This is a genomic window from Mycobacterium sp. IDUB_19 (genome assembly GCF_055419445.1).
Genome location: NZ_JBVAXR010000014.1, coordinates 57,590 through 73,750 on the forward strand (window position 1 = coordinate 57,590; position 16,161 = coordinate 73,750).

Annotated in this window: 15 protein-coding genes and 1 pseudogene; 8 read left to right on the forward strand and 8 right to left on the reverse strand. The window is 66.3% G+C overall.

Features of this window, described 5'->3' with window-relative positions:
- The first annotated feature begins 6 nt into the window (after nt 1–6).
- A complete protein-coding gene (locus tag ACZY0B_RS13710; protein ID WP_463764665.1) occupies nt 7–705 on the forward strand; it encodes a YoaK family protein in 699 nt (232 codons plus the stop codon).
- Here the strand turns inward: ACZY0B_RS13710 and ACZY0B_RS13715 are convergent.
- From ACZY0B_RS13715 to ACZY0B_RS13730, 4 genes are all read right to left on the reverse strand, one after another.
- Entirely contained in the window at nt 702–1,811 is a 1,110-nt protein-coding gene (locus ACZY0B_RS13715) for a phosphodiester glycosidase family protein (RefSeq protein WP_463764731.1), read from the reverse strand. The genes ACZY0B_RS13710 and ACZY0B_RS13715 overlap by 4 nt on opposite strands.
- Nucleotides 1,812–1,890: 79 nt before the next feature.
- The gene (locus tag ACZY0B_RS13720) at nt 1,891–3,297 is read right to left on the reverse strand and encodes a YhgE/Pip domain-containing protein (RefSeq protein ID WP_463764666.1); all 1,407 of its coding nucleotides are present in this window, start codon (nt 3,295–3,297) and stop codon (nt 1,891–1,893) included.
- Between the two features lie 35 nt (nt 3,298–3,332).
- Nucleotides 3,333–4,052 carry a pirin family protein gene (locus ACZY0B_RS13725; protein ID WP_463764667.1) on the reverse strand — a complete coding sequence of 240 codons (720 nt, stop codon included), beginning with the start codon at nt 4,050–4,052 and terminating at the stop codon, nt 3,333–3,335.
- Between the two features lie 26 nt (nt 4,053–4,078).
- Nucleotides 4,079–4,945 carry a MarR family transcriptional regulator gene (locus tag ACZY0B_RS13730; RefSeq protein ID WP_463764668.1) on the reverse strand — a complete coding sequence of 289 codons (867 nt, stop codon included), beginning with the start codon at nt 4,943–4,945 and terminating at the stop codon, nt 4,079–4,081.
- A gap of 60 nt (nt 4,946–5,005) precedes the next feature.
- Between ACZY0B_RS13730 and ACZY0B_RS13735 the strand changes: the two genes are divergently transcribed.
- Complete coding sequence (locus ACZY0B_RS13735; RefSeq protein ID WP_463764669.1) at nt 5,006–6,148, forward strand: NAD(P)H-dependent amine dehydrogenase family protein; 1,143 nt, start codon at nt 5,006–5,008, stop codon at nt 6,146–6,148.
- On the opposite strand, the gene ACZY0B_RS13740 is transcribed toward ACZY0B_RS13735, so the two are convergent.
- The gene (locus ACZY0B_RS13740) at nt 6,125–7,066 is read right to left on the reverse strand and encodes a DMT family transporter (protein WP_463764670.1); all 942 of its coding nucleotides are present in this window, start codon (nt 7,064–7,066) and stop codon (nt 6,125–6,127) included. The genes ACZY0B_RS13735 and ACZY0B_RS13740 overlap by 24 nt on opposite strands.
- 156 nt (nt 7,067–7,222) lie before the next feature.
- On the opposite strand from ACZY0B_RS13740, the gene ACZY0B_RS13745 reads away from it, so the two are divergent.
- The gene (locus ACZY0B_RS13745) at nt 7,223–8,074 is read left to right on the forward strand and encodes a LysR family transcriptional regulator (RefSeq protein ID WP_463764671.1); all 852 of its coding nucleotides are present in this window, start codon (nt 7,223–7,225) and stop codon (nt 8,072–8,074) included.
- Nucleotides 8,075–8,083: 9 nt separating this feature from the next.
- On the opposite strand, the gene ACZY0B_RS13750 is transcribed toward ACZY0B_RS13745, so the two are convergent.
- Together ACZY0B_RS13750 and ACZY0B_RS13755 are read right to left on the reverse strand one after the other, a co-directional pair.
- Nucleotides 8,084–9,511, reverse strand: coding sequence for an alpha/beta hydrolase domain-containing protein (locus tag ACZY0B_RS13750; protein ID WP_463764672.1), 1,428 nt, complete (start codon nt 9,509–9,511; stop codon nt 8,084–8,086).
- A 36-nt stretch (nt 9,512–9,547) separates the two neighbouring features.
- A pseudogene (locus ACZY0B_RS13755) lies at nt 9,548–10,679 on the reverse strand (sigma-70 family RNA polymerase sigma factor).
- Here ACZY0B_RS13755 and ACZY0B_RS13760 point away from each other — a divergent pair.
- The 4 genes from ACZY0B_RS13760 to ACZY0B_RS13775 all read left to right on the forward strand — a co-directional run bounded on the left by ACZY0B_RS13760 (nt 10,633) and on the right by ACZY0B_RS13775 (nt 15,009).
- Complete coding sequence (locus ACZY0B_RS13760) at nt 10,633–11,466, forward strand: alpha/beta hydrolase (protein WP_463764673.1); 834 nt, start codon at nt 10,633–10,635, stop codon at nt 11,464–11,466. The pseudogene ACZY0B_RS13755 and the gene ACZY0B_RS13760 overlap by 47 nt on opposite strands.
- A gap of 149 nt (nt 11,467–11,615) precedes the next feature.
- Nucleotides 11,616–12,365 carry a DUF2786 domain-containing protein gene (locus tag ACZY0B_RS13765; protein WP_463764674.1) on the forward strand — a complete coding sequence of 250 codons (750 nt, stop codon included), beginning with the start codon at nt 11,616–11,618 and terminating at the stop codon, nt 12,363–12,365.
- Nucleotides 12,362–12,883: a TIGR04338 family metallohydrolase gene (locus tag ACZY0B_RS13770; protein WP_463764675.1), complete on the forward strand. Its 522-nt coding sequence runs from the start codon at nt 12,362–12,364 to the stop codon at nt 12,881–12,883. Before ACZY0B_RS13765 ends, ACZY0B_RS13770 begins: the two co-directional genes overlap by 4 nt.
- A 47-nt stretch (nt 12,884–12,930) precedes the next feature.
- Nucleotides 12,931–15,009, forward strand: coding sequence for a beta-glucosidase (locus ACZY0B_RS13775; protein ID WP_463764732.1), 2,079 nt, complete (start codon nt 12,931–12,933; stop codon nt 15,007–15,009).
- A 35-nt stretch (nt 15,010–15,044) separates the two neighbouring features.
- Here the strand turns inward: ACZY0B_RS13775 and mymT are convergent, their stop codons facing one another.
- Entirely contained in the window at nt 15,045–15,191 is a 147-nt protein-coding gene (gene mymT, locus ACZY0B_RS13780; protein WP_463764676.1) for a copper-binding metallothionein MymT, read from the reverse strand.
- Nucleotides 15,192–15,394: 203 nt separating this feature from the next.
- On the opposite strand from mymT, the gene ACZY0B_RS13785 reads away from it, so the two are divergent.
- Nucleotides 15,395–16,054: an O-methyltransferase gene (locus ACZY0B_RS13785; RefSeq protein ID WP_463764677.1), complete on the forward strand. Its 660-nt coding sequence runs from the start codon at nt 15,395–15,397 to the stop codon at nt 16,052–16,054.
- Nucleotides 16,055–16,161 lie beyond the last annotated feature (107 nt).

The window sequence follows — 16,161 nt, forward strand, 5'->3', positions numbered from 1 at the left end:
CACCCCGTGGCCACGTCGCCGGTATCCGAGCGATCGACCGTTGCGGCATTGCTGCTGCTGACCTTTGCCACCGGCCTGGCCGACTCGATCAGTATCTTGGTCCTCGGCCACGTGTTCGTCGCCAACATGACCGGCAACGTGATCTTCCTCGGCTTCTGGATGGCCCCGCGAACCAGCATCGACCTGACCGCGGTCTCGGTGGCGCTGCCCACCTTCATCGCCACCACCATCCTGAGCGGCCGGCTGTCCCGGCATTTCGGTGACCGGGCCCGGACCTGGATCACCACCGTGCTGACAGCGGAAATCGGGTTGCTGGTTAGCTTGTCGATCCTCGCCGGTGCGGGCGTGCTGCACTACCACGACAACACCAAACTGATCATGATCGGCTTCCTCGCGGTGACGTTCGGTCTGCAGCACTCGAGTGCGCGTCAGTTCGGAATCCAGGAACTCTCCACCACGGTGCTGACGTCGACGATCGTCAGTCTCGGTTTGGACAGCCGACTGGCCGGTGGTACGGGTGAGCGCCAAAAGCTGCGCTTCAGTGTGGTTTTCACGATGTGTGCCGGTGCTTTTCTCGGCGCGACATTGTCGCGGTTCGTCATCGCCCCGGTGTTCGCGCTGACGGCAGCCGTGGTGGCGGTCAGCCTGCTGATCTTCCGGTTCGGGCCGGGTGAGGCGAAAGCCGCTGCCGCTGAGGAAGTTTAGTTGAAGGCCAGCCAGCTGGGCAGTGCCCGCTCATGGGAATCGCAGAGCACCTGACGGGTATCGCACGACCCCCGGGGTGAACCCGCGCCGGCCCACATGCCGCCGGTGTCGCGACGCAGCACGATCGCCGACGATCCACCGCCGTCCAGCAGCACCGCGGTGTCGCTGCCCAGGCCGCGGAACAGGTCCTGCATGTTGTCCGGCGTGTAGCTGCCGCCCTCGAAGATGTACATCTCGTCGCGCTGCTTGACGTAGGCCAGGGCCGTTCGCGCGGCGCTGGGTCCGCCGTCGTGCAACTGCTGCGTCTGGCCCGGGCCCAACAGCCCGATCCCGGACACCGCGACAAACTTCTCGTTCTTGTTGAGCAGGTCCGCTACCACCGGGGTGGCGGCGTCGTAGTCGTTCTTGGTCCGCGGCCAGACCACGTATGGCGCGCCGCCCGTCGGCAGGATCATCGTCGTCAACGAGGACCAGCTCTCGCCGCCGCCCGAAAGCCCTTGCTTGCCGGGGTAAGCGGCGGTGCCGGTGACCGCCTGGTTGGCGCGGCCCTGTCCGTTGGTGTTGTCCACGAACGCGCCGAGCGGTGAGCTGCAGCCTGTCTGCCGCCACGAACCGGCCTTCTGCCCGCGCACGTCAAAGAAGTTGGCGTTGATCGCGATCGTCGGCTGCCCCATCCGCTGCCATGCCTGCAGCGGCGCGTACAGCTCGGAGGCTTGCCATAACCCCTCGCCGGTGCGGGCCCCGGGGTTGTTCTCGCAGCGCGCCTGGTCACCTTGATGCGTATCGACCAGCAGGTGCGGTGCCAGGCGCCCCGACGCATTCTTGATGATCATCAGGTGGCCGCCGTTGTTCATCTCATACCAGTGACCGCTGGCGTCCATCAGCGGCGTGGGGTGGCCGGGGCCGAAGTTGTAGACCAGATACGAGCCCTTGGTGGCGCCGATCGCGCTGGCCAGCATTTCGCGGCCGTCGGCGGCGTGGGCGGTCGGCGGTGCGATGGTGCTTGTCAGTGTGGCGCAGGCAAACATGGCCGTGAGGCCGGCCGCCAGTCGGCACAACCCGGCGCGTCGTGTCGGCACGGCAGCCCTTTCGGCCCTGATGTGGATGCAACATACACAGCATCAGTCACACCAGCCCCACTGTCAACATTAATAACAAACGTGTGACACTTCGGCCGCGCCCGAATTACGTTTGGTCGCTTACGCTTTCGGGATCCGGTTCGCTCGGGCTCGCGTCGCTTGGTTCGCCCGAGCTTTCGTGCTTGCCCGTGCGTGCCTTGTGTTGCGATTGGTGCGCCTCGGCGATCGCCATCTCGACGGCCCCGGGAATCCGGTGGAACCCGCTGCGGTCGTATATGCGCGTGACGATGCCACCCACCAACAGACCGATCACCAGCCCGATCGACGTCATCAACAACGCCTGTGAGAGACCTGCCTCGCCGGCACCGTTGAGATACACCAGCGAGCGCACGCCCAGGAACACCTGGTGCATCGGCTCGAATTCGGCGAGCCAGCGGAAGAACGGCGGCACCGCCTCCAGTGGGACCGTGGCGCCCGCCGACGGCAACCCGAGGATCACGAAAACCAGCATGCTGAACAGCAAGCCCATCGAACCCAGCACCGCGATCAGCGAACTGGATGTCACACCCACCGCGATGATCGCGAATACGCCATACGCCCACAATTGCCAGCCGAGCGCAATAGGCATGCCGAGTCCATGGGCGATGGCCATATAGACGCCCGACGTCAGCAACGCGAGCACCACCATGATTCCCCACTTCACCAACAAGGTGCGGAAGCGGGAGATGTTGGCCTGCTCGGCGAATCGATACACCGGGCCCCATTCGGCCGGCACATAACCGAGCAATGAGTCCACCAGGGTGGACACCACGATGCTGCCGGTGAAGCCGGCCAGCAGCAACAACAACGCATAGTAGAACGCCGACAGCCCGTTGCCCGTGCCGTTGGGGAGCGGGTTGTACACGGCCGTCTTGATGTCGATCGGGCTGGCCAGTCCCGACTGCGACGCGCCGGTCAACGGCGCCCCACCGGTCTGCTGTGCGACCTCCGACGAAAGATACTGTCCCACTTTGGTATTAGCGGCAGCCATGGCCTGGCTCAGGGTCTGCCCGGCGATGCCGGCAGCCAAGGTGCCGGCTCGCTGGTTGGTGAAGATCGTGACCGAGGGCCTCTCCGCCTTGGTGGGAGTGACGGCGCTGGCGCCGAAGTCGCGCAAATTCGACGAGAACGTTGGCGGAATCACCAATTCGCCGTAGACCTGCGCCCGGTCCAGCTGCCGTTTCGCCTCGTCGTGGGTGATGACCCGAATGTCGAACTTGTTCTTATCCAGCGCGGAGAGCAGGCCATCGACGATTTTCGGCCCGGCGGTTCCGGCGTCCTCGTTCACCACGGCGATCGGGAAATGGCGCAGGTTGGTGCTCGGATTCAAAATGCCCCCGAGATACAGCGCACACAGCGCCGACATGAGGGCCAGTGTGGCGCCGACCGGCAGTGCCCAGAATCGCACTGATCTGAGTGCTTTTATGTTCCGCTTCGGGTTCGGCACCGCGTGCCGCGGCTGCACTTTCGACATGCCGGCTCCTGTCTGTCACGCCCACTCTATTTGGTCTAGCCGCCCAGCTTCGCGTGCATCTCCCAGATCAGCAGGTCCGTCGGCTCGCTCGCCGTCAGTCGTGGGCCGTCGGCGTCGGTGAGCCGAGCCGCATCGCCTTCGTACAGCTCGCCCGCACCATCGAGGGTGAGCCGGCCGCGCGGGACGAAGACGTGCAGAAACGGCGCGGTGGGCGCGGTGACGGTGTCGCCGGGTTGCAGCCGCGTCCCGCGCAGTGCCGCGCTGCGGTTGTGCAGAAAGATGGCGGCATCGCGCCCCGGTATGCCCGAGGCGATGGTCACAAGTTCGGCGCCGATGTGGCCGATCTCATGCTGCTGGTAACCCGGGGTGATGCCGATTTCGTCGGGGATGACCCACATCTGAACGAAATGCACTGGCTGCGTGGCGGAATCGTTTTTCTCCGAATGCAGGATTCCGCTGCCCGCCGACATGCGTTGCGCCAGGCCCGGATAGATCACACCGTGATTGCCGGCGGAATCCTGGTGTGTCAATTCACCTTCCAGCACCCACGTCACAATCTCCATATCTCGGTGGGCGTGGGTATCGAAACCCGCATCCGGTGCCACGACGTCGTCGTTGTTGACCACGAGCAACCCGTGGTGGGTGTTGTCCGGCTCATAGTGGTCGCCGAACGAAAACGAATGCCGGGATTTCAGCCACGGCGTCGTGGTGACCGCCCGGTCAGCCGCACGCCGAATCTCGAAGGTGGCAGGCATGACCTCAGCGTAATCACGCGCGCCGGTCAGCCCACCCCGGCGCCGAGCAGGCCCTGCGCATGCGTGAGCGCGGCCTCGAGTGCGACCAGCGTCAATCCCACCGAGCCACCCAGATGGATCTCGATCTGGTATTCCGGTTGCCCGTCCTGGGCGAATATCGGTAGGACGACGAATTCCGTTGATGCCAAATCTGTTTCGAGCGAGTCGGTAATCGATTGCAGTGTCACCATCGTCATCAGTGTGGTGAGTTGCCGGGTGACCTGCGCGGTCGGCTCCAGCGAGGCGAGTACTCCGGCCAAGCGGTTGTGCAGCGATTGGTGGGTGTCGTCGAACCGCCATGCGCCGTAGCCGCGAGCCCGGATGTCGGCGAGTACCCGTTGATGCTGCGCGATTTCGGTGCGGGTCAGCCGTGGCATCACCCGCTGCAGCCAGGCCGTGACGAAATCGTCATCGCGCCAGGCCATCGCGACCAGCCCGAACGGCGGGTCGATCGGGAAACGCTGGCCGACGGCATGCGCGCCGTCGGTACCGTGCCCGACCGCGTCGACCGTGGTCAAGTGCCGGGCACCGATCTTCGACATCGAGCAGCCCGCGCCGAGGGTGTCGTGCAGATAGGCCAGGGCATCGCGTCCGCGGTCCAGCAGCGGGAACTGCGTCCGCAGCCCGTGCACCAGGCCGAACAGCCCGCTGCCCAGGCAAAAGCGGCGGTCCCCGCGCCGCGTGACCCAGGACCGGCGTTCCAGCTCGGCGAGCACCAGGGCGCAGGTCGAGGTGCTGATCGCGCAGGCCTTCGCCAGCTCCGCCGAGGTTCGGCCGTTCGGTGAATCCGCCAGCGCGCCAAGCACGTCCATCACCCGAGAAGTGGGCGGTGACTTGGCGGTTGACGTACCCATGCCCAGCTCCCTAGCATCCGTCCAAAATGTAAGAATAACCGTCCTAATATTAGGAGAAAAGTGCTGAAGGTGGGAGTCTGGGGGCCGGGCTCGATGGGCATCATCGCGCTGCGAGGCGTGATCGACCACCCCGAGCTGGAACTGACCGATCTCGTCGTCCACAGCGACGCCAAAGCCGGACGCGACGCCGGAGAGCTGTGCGGAATAGCACCCATCGGCGTGCTGGCCACTCAGGACCCGGCGCCGATGCTCGCCGGCGACGCCGACGCGGTGGTGTACGCGGCCGGCGCCAACCTGCGTCCGCTGGAGGCCGTCGAGGACCTGGTGTCGATCCTGCGGGCCGGAAAGAACGTGGTGTCGTGTTCGGTGGTACCGCTGGTCTTTCCCGACGCCCCAGGGCCTGAGCGCGGGGCCTTCACCGATCCGCTGCGCCAGGCCGCGCTGGACGGCAAGGTGTCGTTCTTCACCACCGGCATCGACTCCGGATTCGCCAATGATGTTCTGCCACTGGTCCTTACCGGAGTATCGCGGGTCATCGAATCGGTGCGCGTGACCGAGATGTTCAACTACGCCACCTACCCGGATCGGGCCGCGGTGTACGAGATCCTCGGATTCGGCAAGCCGCCGGAGTATCAGGCTTTCGCCGCCCAGCCCGGAATCTTCACGTTCGGCTGGGGCCCGGTGTTACACCAGCTCGCCGCGGGGCTGGGCGTCAAGATCGACCACATCGAGGAGAACAACGAACGGATCCCCGCCACCGAGTCGTTCGACACGCCCACCGGGCACATCGCGGCCGGGACGATCGCGGCGATGCGCTCGACGCTGACCGGGTATGTCGGGGACACAGCAACTTTCGTCGTCGACCACGTGACGCGGATGCGCGACGACATCGCGCCGGACTGGCCGCAACCGCACATCTGTCTCCCGCCGAAGGACCTCGGCTACGGATTGGCATCCGGGCGTGGCGCCTATCGTGTCGAGATCGACGGCTCGCCGAGCATGCGCTGCGAATTCGAGATGGCCGAGCACCATGACCACGATCTGGGTGCGCGCATCGCGGGCTCATCGCGCATGGTCAACGCCATCCCCGCGGTATGCGCGGCCGCGCCCGGACTGCTGTCCGCGCTCGACCTGCCACTGATTACCGGTGCAGGCCTCCTCCGTCCGGTCGAAGGCCCGTCACCCGATAGCCGCCTGTTCTAGACGCGGCCGCGGCTGCTCGGCCGGGCGCTGGTCTGGCTTTCCCGCACGGTGCCGGCTCGTTGCCTTGCTGTTCAGCCAGCAGGCGAGGCCACCGACGAGCAGGCCGATCGCGACGCCGACGTCCGGCCGCTGCCCGAGCATCAGCCAGGTCAGCACCGCTGCGGCCGCGGGAATGATGGCGAACAGCATCGCCACCGCGGCCGCGCCGTGCAAGCTGATGGCGCGCAGGTAGAGGCTGACCGCCAGCGTGGCGTTGAGCAGCACCATGCCCGTCACCGCGACGACGGCTTTGGCCGTGTCGTGCACGGCGAAGGGCGTGAGTAGCGCGAGCGCCACCGCGGGCAGCAGCGCGACCGCATTCTGCACCGCGCTCATGGTGCGGAAGTCGACCCCGGCGCAGAACCGCTGCTGGTACACGCCGCCCGCCGAAAGCCCAAGCAGCCCAGCCACAAGCAGCAACATGACCGGGTCGACGCCGTGTGTGCCCAGCAGCCGTCTGGCGCATGCGGCGAACACCGCGACGACACCGAGGACCAGCGCGGCGATCCGCACCGAACCCAGTGGCTCGCGCAGGAACACTGCGCCCAGGATCGCGGTGGTGACCGGATTCATCGCGATCACCACCGCACACAGCACTGCGGACGCTCCGAGCAGCAGCGCCTCGTAGAGGCAGCAGAACTGCACGGCCTGGATCAGCAGACCCGCGACGACGACGTGACCGAACTGCGCTCCCCGCGGCCATGTCGATCTGGCCAGCAGGGCCCAGGCCGCCAGAACGATTGCGGCTAAACCGAATCGCAGCACCAAGACGGCCATCGGGGTCATGGCGGCTACCGCGAGCGCGCCGATCGGGTAGCCGATCGCATAGAACAGCGTCACCGCCGAAGCGGTGGTCAGGGGCATACGCGGCAAGTGCATGCCCCCATACTCGCCAAGCCCTATCCATTCCGTCCAACGATTTTTGGCGATCGCAATCAATCGCCGACGCTTATCGGTCAGCCGGGAATGACCCTGATAATTTAGCCCACCCCTTCAGTAATTGATCATCTATGCTGATCGAACTAGGCTACTGACATGGCCCAGGTGCTGGACATCGCGCCGCTGCGCAGCCTCGTCGCGGTCGCCGATTGTGGCGGATTTCACCGGGCCGCCGCCGCGCTGCACCTCAGTCAGTCCGCGGTCAGCCAGCATCTACGCAAAATCGAGGGCGTGGTCGGCGAGTCAGTGGTCCAGCGTTCCGGTCGCGGCGTCTTGTTCACCGAAATGGGTCAGCGGGTGCTGCGGCATGCGCGCACGATTTTGGCCGCGCACGACTCGGCGCTTGACGATCTCGGCGCGACCGAACGGCGGGTGCTGACGGTCGGTGCGACCGAACACGGCGCGGACGTGATGCTGCCCGCCCTGACCAGCGTGCTGGCCGACCGGCTTCCCGACCGACGGCCACGCTTCCGGCTGGACCGCAACGTCTCTTTGGCGGATGCGGTCGATCGTGGGCTGGTCGACCTGGCGATCATGCTGGACGGATCGGGGCTGGATCGCGCCAATGCGTCGGGAATCGTTGCACTGCAGTGGGTTTGCGCGCGGACTTTCGGCGTCCGGCGGGATGATCCGCTACCTTTGGTGATCTATGCCGAACCGTGCACATTGCGCGAGCCGGCTTTCGCCCTGCTGGAAAAGCAGGGCGTCGACTACGAGATCGTCGCCGAATGCGGTGATCTGGCCGGGCTTTACGCCGCCGTGCGGTCTGGGCTCGGGTTTGCGCTGTTGCCGAAGATCGGCAAGCTTCCCGACGGATTGTGCCCGGCCGAGGGACTCCCGGCTCCCAACAGTGCCTCGATATTGGTGCGCGGTCGCTCCGGCTTGGATCCCGATCTGCTGAGCACCGTCAATGACGCGGTGCGCGCCGTGCTGGCCGCCGAAAAGTGAAGGCCGACTTTATGAATCGCCGCCAGGGTAGGTCGCGGCGGCCAGTTCGAGGATCTCGGCGCGGTCCGCGGGCAGGATGAAGCCGGACCGGATGGCCGTGTCCAGCGCCGAGGTGAAGCTATCCAGATACTGCGCGCAACCGCCCGGGTAGAGCCGGCGCACAGTCGCCTCGTCGAAGGGTTCCCCGGAGCCGAAGATCGCCGACATCACGTTCTCGGCGTCCGCTGCCAGCGCGCCGTCCCCCGAGGTCCGGGCCAGCGGCACGTCCACCCATGGCGTCCTGAGGCCGCCTTGCGCGAGACCGTTCGGATCCAGAATCGGTTGTGGCAGTTCGGTTTCACCCATCTCGATGGGTGGGGCGGCTGGCGCAGCCTCGCCGGTGCGCACCCATGTGGTCAGCGCGGCGATCGCCGCCTGCACGACATAGTGGTGTTGCGGGGCGAAGTTGATGTAGTGGTCGAGTTCCTGTCCCATCAGCATGTTGGTGGGTGCATAAGCGGCCACGATGTCCTTCAGCGGCGCGGACCCGGTGTCGATGGGCGCCACCTGGATCGTGTAATTGTCGGCGTGCGCGGAGCCGGGAATCTCCCAGACCCGCAGCCACCGGTTGTCGGGCTGCCTGGCGAAGTAATAGCCATGCCGCACGGCGCCGAACAGGTCGGTTTCGGTGATGATCGCGACGAGCGGGACGCGCAGGTCGGGACGGAAGGCGACCGCTTCCGGTGTGGTGGACTGCAATTCGTCGAAGATGGAACCGCCGTCCAGTGGTGCGGCGGAGGCGAAGCGGGAATGCACCAGGAAGCCGTCGTAGCTTTGTGCGAGCGGGTCGACGGCATTGACGTAGGTGGTGAGAAACATCGCTGACTGTGATTCACCAAGGGCGACAACATGTTCCGCGCGCAGTCCGCGCAAGACGCCTCCGTCGCCGGCACTCCTGACGACCGTGGACGCCTGGGAAAAGATGTCGTAGCTAAACGCGTCGCCCGGGTGGCGAAGTGCCGCGTACCGTGTCGCATCCTGGCTCTTCAAGGACATGTCGGCACCGAGCAGGCTGGCGCCGCCTTCCACTCCGACCTGCTGGGCGGAGACGGCGACATAGGCGTAGCCGGCGCGGATGATCTCGCGGTGCGCCATCATCCAGACCGCCGGAGCGTCGATGCCGCCACTGACATTGAGCCACTCGACCAGCACCGTCCCGTTGAACCGCGCGTGATCGGTCGGCGTCAGCACCACGATCCGAGTGATGTAATCGGCAGCGCCCGAAGGTGCTACACGCCACCGGCCGTCGGGCCCCAACTCCGACGTCGGAGTGTAGGAAGAGGCCGTACCGGAGACGAAGAACTCCTCGGCGGCATAGCCCAGGTCGCCAATGTCAAAGGCGCCCAACAGAAAGAATGGCTTGCCGGGCACCCGCGTGATGGTGGGGGACTCCGTCATGGGCTAGACCCTTCTCGCCGATCGGCGTCTGCCCCGTCACAGGGACCGGGGCAGCCCGAACTTCGTGAACAATGCGTCGTCCAGGAATGCAACCACATGGGACACCCGGCCGTTGCGCACATCCAGCACGTGCAGCTGAAACGGCACGTGCTGATCGCCGGCTCGCATGTACATCGCCGCCGCGGGTTGCCCGTTGGCGACCAGCGGAATCATCCGCATGTCGCCCGGCAATTCGGCGGGGCACTGCTGGTGAATCAGGGTGATGATGTCCTGCGCGCCCTGGTACCAGCCGGTGTACGGCGGCATCTCCCAGACCGCCTCGGCGGTGAACAGTTCCACCAACCGGTCGATGTCGTAGGACTCGAACGCGGCGATGTAGCGCGCCAGCAGGTCTTGGGCTTCGGTCGAATCCGGCGCCGCCAGGCGGTCGCTCGCGCTGGGCCCCACGGATTCCAGCTGGGACCGGGCCCGCTGCAGCAGGCTGTTGACCGCGGTCGTGGTGGTACCGATCGCGTCGGCCACTTCGGCGGCCTTCCACTGCAGCACCTCGCGCAGCAGCAGCACCGCCCGCTGCCGGGGTGAGAGATGCTGCAGCGCAGCGACGAACGCCAACCGCACCGACTCGCGCGAGCCCACGATGACGGACGGGTCGGCCGGGTCCTCCGTCAGGTCGGGCAGCGGCTCCAGCCAGGGCACCTCGCGGCGTTCCACCAGCTCGGCAGTCGGATCCGAGCTGGGGCCGCCCAGCCCAGTGGGCAACGGCCGTCGGGTCCGGCCCTCCAGCGCGGTCAGGCAGGTATTGGTGGCGATGCGGTGTAGCCAGGTTCGTATCGAGGACTTGCCTTCGAACCGGTCGTAGGCCTTCCAGGCCCGCAGGAGCGTCTCCTGCACCAGGTCTTCCGCGTCGTGCAGGGAACCGGTCATCCGATAGCAGTGCGCCAGCAATTCGCGGCGATACGGCTCGGCATGGGCTGAGAAATCGCCGTGGCTCCCGCCCGCGGCGGGGAGTTCTGCGTCGTCGGGGTTCTCTGCGAGCAAGCTCACCCGACCGAGCCTACGCAGAGCCTCGGACACTAGCGCCCCAGGAGCCATTACGCTGCCCCTAATGACTAGGACCCTCCATGACCCGCTCTGAACGGAATTTCGACGGCCTGGGCGGCGTGCGCATCGTGTACGACGTCTGGACGCCGGATTCACCGCCGCGAGCCGTGGTGGTGCTGTCGCACGGTCTCGGAGAGTATGCCCGCCGCTATGACCACGTCGCGCAGCGCTTCGCCGAGGCCCGACTGGTGACCTACGCGCTGGACCACCGCGGACACGGCCGCTCCGGCGGCAAGCGGATGCTGGTGCGCGACGTCTCCGAGTACACCGCGGACTTCGACACCCTGGTCGGTATCGCCACGCGCGAACACCCCGGCCTCAAGTGCATCGTGCTCGGGCACAGCATGGGCGGCGGGATCGTCTTCGCCTACGGCGTCGAGCGCCCGGATAATTACGACCTGATGGTGCTGTCCGGGCCGTTGGTGGCCGCCCAGGATCAGGTCGCGCCGGTGGTGGCGTTCGTCGCCAAAATCCTCGGTGCCGTGCTGCCCGGCGTGCCGGTGCAGGACCTCGACGTCGACGCCATCTCCCGCGACCCTGCGGTGGTGGCGGCGTACAAGGCCGACCCGCTCGTCTACCACGGAAAGATCCCGTTCGGCGTGGGCCGGGCGATGCTCGAGGTCGGCGAGACCATGGCGCAGCGGGCACCGGCACTGACCGCGCCGCTGTTGGTGGTGCACGGTGAATGCGACCGGCTGGTGCCCGTCGCCGGCAGTCGCCGACTGGTCGAATGTGTGGGATCCACCGACGTCACGCTGAAGGTCTACCCGGGCCTCTACCACGAGGTCTTCAACGAGCCCGAGCGCGACCAGGTGCTGGGCGACGTCGTCTCCTGGATCACCGATCGGCTCTAGGCTCCGCCACCAAACCATGTCGGATCGCTCCCGTATTTTGGCGCTATGACCCGCGTCGGCGACGATGCAGAGCGAAGCGATGAGGAGGAGCGGCGCTATGACCCGCGTCGGCGACGATGCAGAGCGAAGCGATGAGGAGGAGCGGCGCTATGACTGACGACAAAATGTTGGCCCGCATCGCCGCGCTGCTGCGTCAGGCCGAAGGCACCGACAATGCGCACGAGGCCGATGCGTTCATGAGCGCCGCACAGCGGATGGCGACGGCGGCATCCATCGACTTGGCGGTCGCCCGGTCGCATGCGTCCAACCGTTCGGAGGCGCAGGCGCCGACCCAGCGGACCATCACGATCGGAACGGCCGGCACCAGGGGGCTGCGGACCTACGTGCAGCTCTTTGTGCTGATCGCGTCGGCCAACGACGTGAAATGCGACATAGCATCGAATTCGACGTTCCTCTACGCCTACGGGTTCACCGAGGACATCGACGCCAGCCACGCCCTGTACGCCAGCCTGGTCGTTCAGATGGTGCGGGCATCGGATGCCTATCTCGCCTCGGGTGCGCACCGACCCACCCCGACGATCACCGCCCGGCTCAACTTCCAGCTGGCCTTCGGGGCCCGCGTCGGTCAGCGGCTGAGCGAGGCGCGCGAGCAGGCTCGGCGCGCGGCCACCGAGGACCGCAGCCGTCGGCCCGGCACCGCTATCGCCTTGCGAGACAAAGATGTTGAGCTGCACGACCACTACCGCAGGGCGTCCAAGGCGCGCGGCACCTGGCAAGCCAACCGAGCGACGGCCGGGTATTCGTCGGCGGCGCGGCGCGCGGGCGATCGGGCCGGGAAGCGGGCGCGGCTCGGCAACAGTCCCGAGCTGCCCGGAGCGCGGAGCGCGCTGGGGACGTGACAGCGGGTGATACGCCGAAGCGGGATTCCCAACGCGCCAAGGTGTACGCGGCCGAGGAGTTCGTCCGCACGTTGTTCGACCGGGCCGCGGAGCATGGATCTTCGGCCCTGGAATTCTTCGGCACCCAGTTGACGCTGCCGCCGGAGGGCCGATTCGGCTCCGTGGCGTCCGTACGGCGCTATGTTGACCAGGTGCTTGCGCTACCGGCGGTGCGGGAACGCTGGCCCGAGGTGTCGCCGCTGCGTGTGCGGTCACGACGGGCGGCCACCGCGGCGCACTACGAAAACCATGACGGCGCAGGCATTATCGCGGTTCCCGACCGGGACACCGCCGACTGGGCGCTGCGCGAGCTGGTGGTGCTGCATGAGGTCGCGCATCACCTGTGCCAGGTGCAACCGCCACACGGACCGGAGTTCGTCGAGACGATCTGCACGCTCGCGGAGTTGGTGATGGGACCCGAACTTGGGCACGTGCTGCGGGTGGTGTACGCCAAAGAGGGTGTGCGGTGGGCGAACTAGGCGAACGAGACGACCCGGACGCCCGGGCCCGGGATGTCGAAAGCCAAATGACCGACGACGAGCGATTCACGCTGCTGGTCGCGGTGATGGGGGTCTCGGAACTGTGGCCGCTGGCCGATGGCCGCATCCCGCCCGGCACCCCGATGAGCGCCGGGTATGTGCCCGGAATCCCCCGGCTCGGTATCCCGGCGCTGCGGATGAGCGATGCCGGCCTCGGTGTCACCAATCCCGGCTACCGGCCGGGTGACACCGCCACCGCGCTGCCGGCCGGGTTGGCGCTGGCCGCCGGTTTCGATCCCGCTCTCGCCCACGCAGCGGGGGAGGTGATCGGGCGCGAGGCACGCAGCCGTGGGTTCAACGTGCAACTGGCCGGCGCGATGAACCTGGCCCGCGACCCGCGCAATGGCCGTAACTTCGAATACGTCTCGGAAGACCCGCTTTTGACCGCCACGATCGCCGCGGAGTCGGTTAACGGGATTCAGCAACACGGTGTCATCTCGACGGTCAAGCACTATTCGCTGAACTGCAACGAGACCAACCGGCACTGGCTGAACGCGATCATCGATCCCGACGCACATCGCGAATCCGATCTGCTGGCTTTCGAGATCGCCATCGAGCGCTCCCAGCCCGGCGCGGTGATGACGGCCTACAACAAGGTCAACGGTGACTACGCCTCGGCAAACGGGAATTTGATCAATGACGTGCTGAAAGGCGCCTGGGGATATCGCGGTTGGGTCATGTCGGACTGGGGTGCCACACCCAGCTGGGAGTGCGCACTGCACGGATTAGACCAGGAATGCGGCGCCCAGATCGACAGCGTGTTCTGGCAGTCCGAGGCGTTCACCGACCCGCTGAGATCGGCCTACGCAGACGGCCGGTTCCCCAAAGACCGTCTGTCCGACATGGTTCGGCGGATATTGCGGTCGATGTTCGCAGTCGGAATTGACCGCGATGGTGCCGCGGCGGGGCCTTTCTCTAAGCCGGATATGGCCGCCCACAACCAGATTGCGTTGCAGATCGCGCGGCAGGGAACCGTGTTGCTGCAGAACCGTGGGGTGCTGCCGCTGGTGTTTCCCGCCCGCATCGCCGTCATCGGCGGCTACGCGCAGTTCGGTGTGCCGACGGGTTGCGGGTCGAGTGCCGTCGTTCCCCCGGGCGGCTACGCGCACGTGGTCCCGATCGGCGGGCCGGGCCTGACCGGCGGCACCCGAAATCTGTACCTGCTGCCGTCCAGCCCGGTCGACGAGTTGAGGAAGCAATTCCCGAACGCGCAGATCGAGTTTGATCCCGGTCTCAACCCGGCGGAGGCGGTGCTGGCCGCGCGGCGAGCCGACGTCGCGATCGTGTTCGGGATCCGGGTCGAAGGCGAGGGATTCGACGGTGCGGACCTGTCGCTGCCGTGGGGTCAAGACGCCGTGATCGCTGCGGTCGCGGCCGCCAACCCGAACACCGTGGTGGTGCTGGAGACCGGCAACCCGGTGGTCATGCCGTGGCGAGACGCGGCGAACGCGATCGTGCAGGCGTGGTATCCGGGCCAGGCCGGCGGCCAGGCGATCGCGGAGATCGTTGCCGGCCAGGTGAATCCGTCGGGGCGGCTTCCGATCACGTTCCCGGTGGACCTCGATCAGATTCCGCGCCCGGAGCTGACCGACCTTGGTGCGGCGTGGGGGACACTAACCGCGATCGACTACTTCGAAGGGGCGGAGGTCGGCTATCGGTGGTTCGCCGACCGGGACCAAACGCCGTTGTTCGCGTTCGGTCATGGCTTGTCCTACACCAGCTTTGACTACCGGGACTTGGTGGTCACCGGCGGTGTCTCCGTTACCGCGAGTTTCAGCGTCGTCAACACCGGCGATCGCAGCGGGGCCGACGTCCCACAGCTGTATCTGACCTGCGCCGGTGAACAGCGTCTGCGGTTGCTGGGATTCGAGCGGGTCGAGCTGGACCCGGGCGCGACGTGCCGGGTGACCATCACGGCGGACCCGCGCCTGCTCGCTCGCTACGACGGCAGTGCCGGAAGCTGGCGGATCAAGCCGGGCCGCTACACGGTGGCGGTGGGTGCCTCGGCGGTCGCATTAGGTCCGGCGGCCGAGGTCGAGCTGGCCGGTCGTGCGTTCGCGCGCTGATCGGCGATTCGAACGCAACGACCGGCCTGCGGGATTTACTTGACGGGCACCAGCGCTTCGCCGCAGGTGCAGCGGTAATCCTCGTCCGCGCCGGAGCAGTGGCATCCGACCTCGATGCGGACGCGACACCCGCACCCCTCGTGACCGCAGGTCAGCAGGGTCCCCTCGTCGTAGTGCGCCATGTGAATCACCCTTGTCGTTAAGGGATTCCGGTGGATTCACCGCAATCCAGTGGTTACCTTCCTCTGGTTGTCCGCGGAACGGACCGCCCCGATCAATGTATACCCCATACGGGTATCTGGTAAAGGCTGGGCGGGTGTCCGTTATCGATCGGATGCATGACCAGGTGCTACGACGATCCGGAGCGCTAGCTAGCGTTGATCGCATGACCCAGAGGCCCACCCCGCAAGATGTCGATTCCTTTTTGGACAGCACAGTCATCGGTGACGATCCGGCGTTGTCCGCGGCGCTGGAGTCCAGCAACGCGGCCGGGCTACCTCAGATCGCCGTGTCATGGCAGCAGGGCAAGTTCCTGTCCGTGCTGGCCGGCGCCATTCAGGCTCGCCGCATTCTCGAAATCGGCACCCTCGGTGGTTTCAGCACCATTTGGCTGGCACGTGGGGTTGGTCCGCACGGGCAAGTGGTGACATTGGAGTACGAGCCCAACCACGCCGAGGTCGCCCGGGCCAACCTGCAGCGGGCCGGCGTCGCCGATCGGGTACAGGTGGTAGTCGGCGCGGCGCTGGAAACCTTGCCGACCGTAACCGGCGACCCGTTCGATTTGGTGTTCATCGATGCGGACAAAGAGCACTATGTCGAATACCTGCAGTGGGCGGTCAGGCTGGCCCGTCCCGGAGCACTCATTGTGGTGGACAACGTTATTCGCGAAGGCGGGATCCTGTCGCCGGAGTCAGATGACGCCAAGGTGGCCGCGACGCGAGAGACGTTGCAGGTGATGGGGGAGCACTCGCGGCTGGACACCGCGGTGATTCAGACGGTCGGCGCCAAGCATTGGGACGGCTTCGCGATCGCGTTGGTCAACTAGCATAAGCGCCTCCGATTTTCGTTGCTGGCGCCGTGTGACCAGGCGTAATCTTGCAACAGATGGATGGTTTGCAGTCCGCTCAAAAGGCTTGCTGCATAACAGAAAGG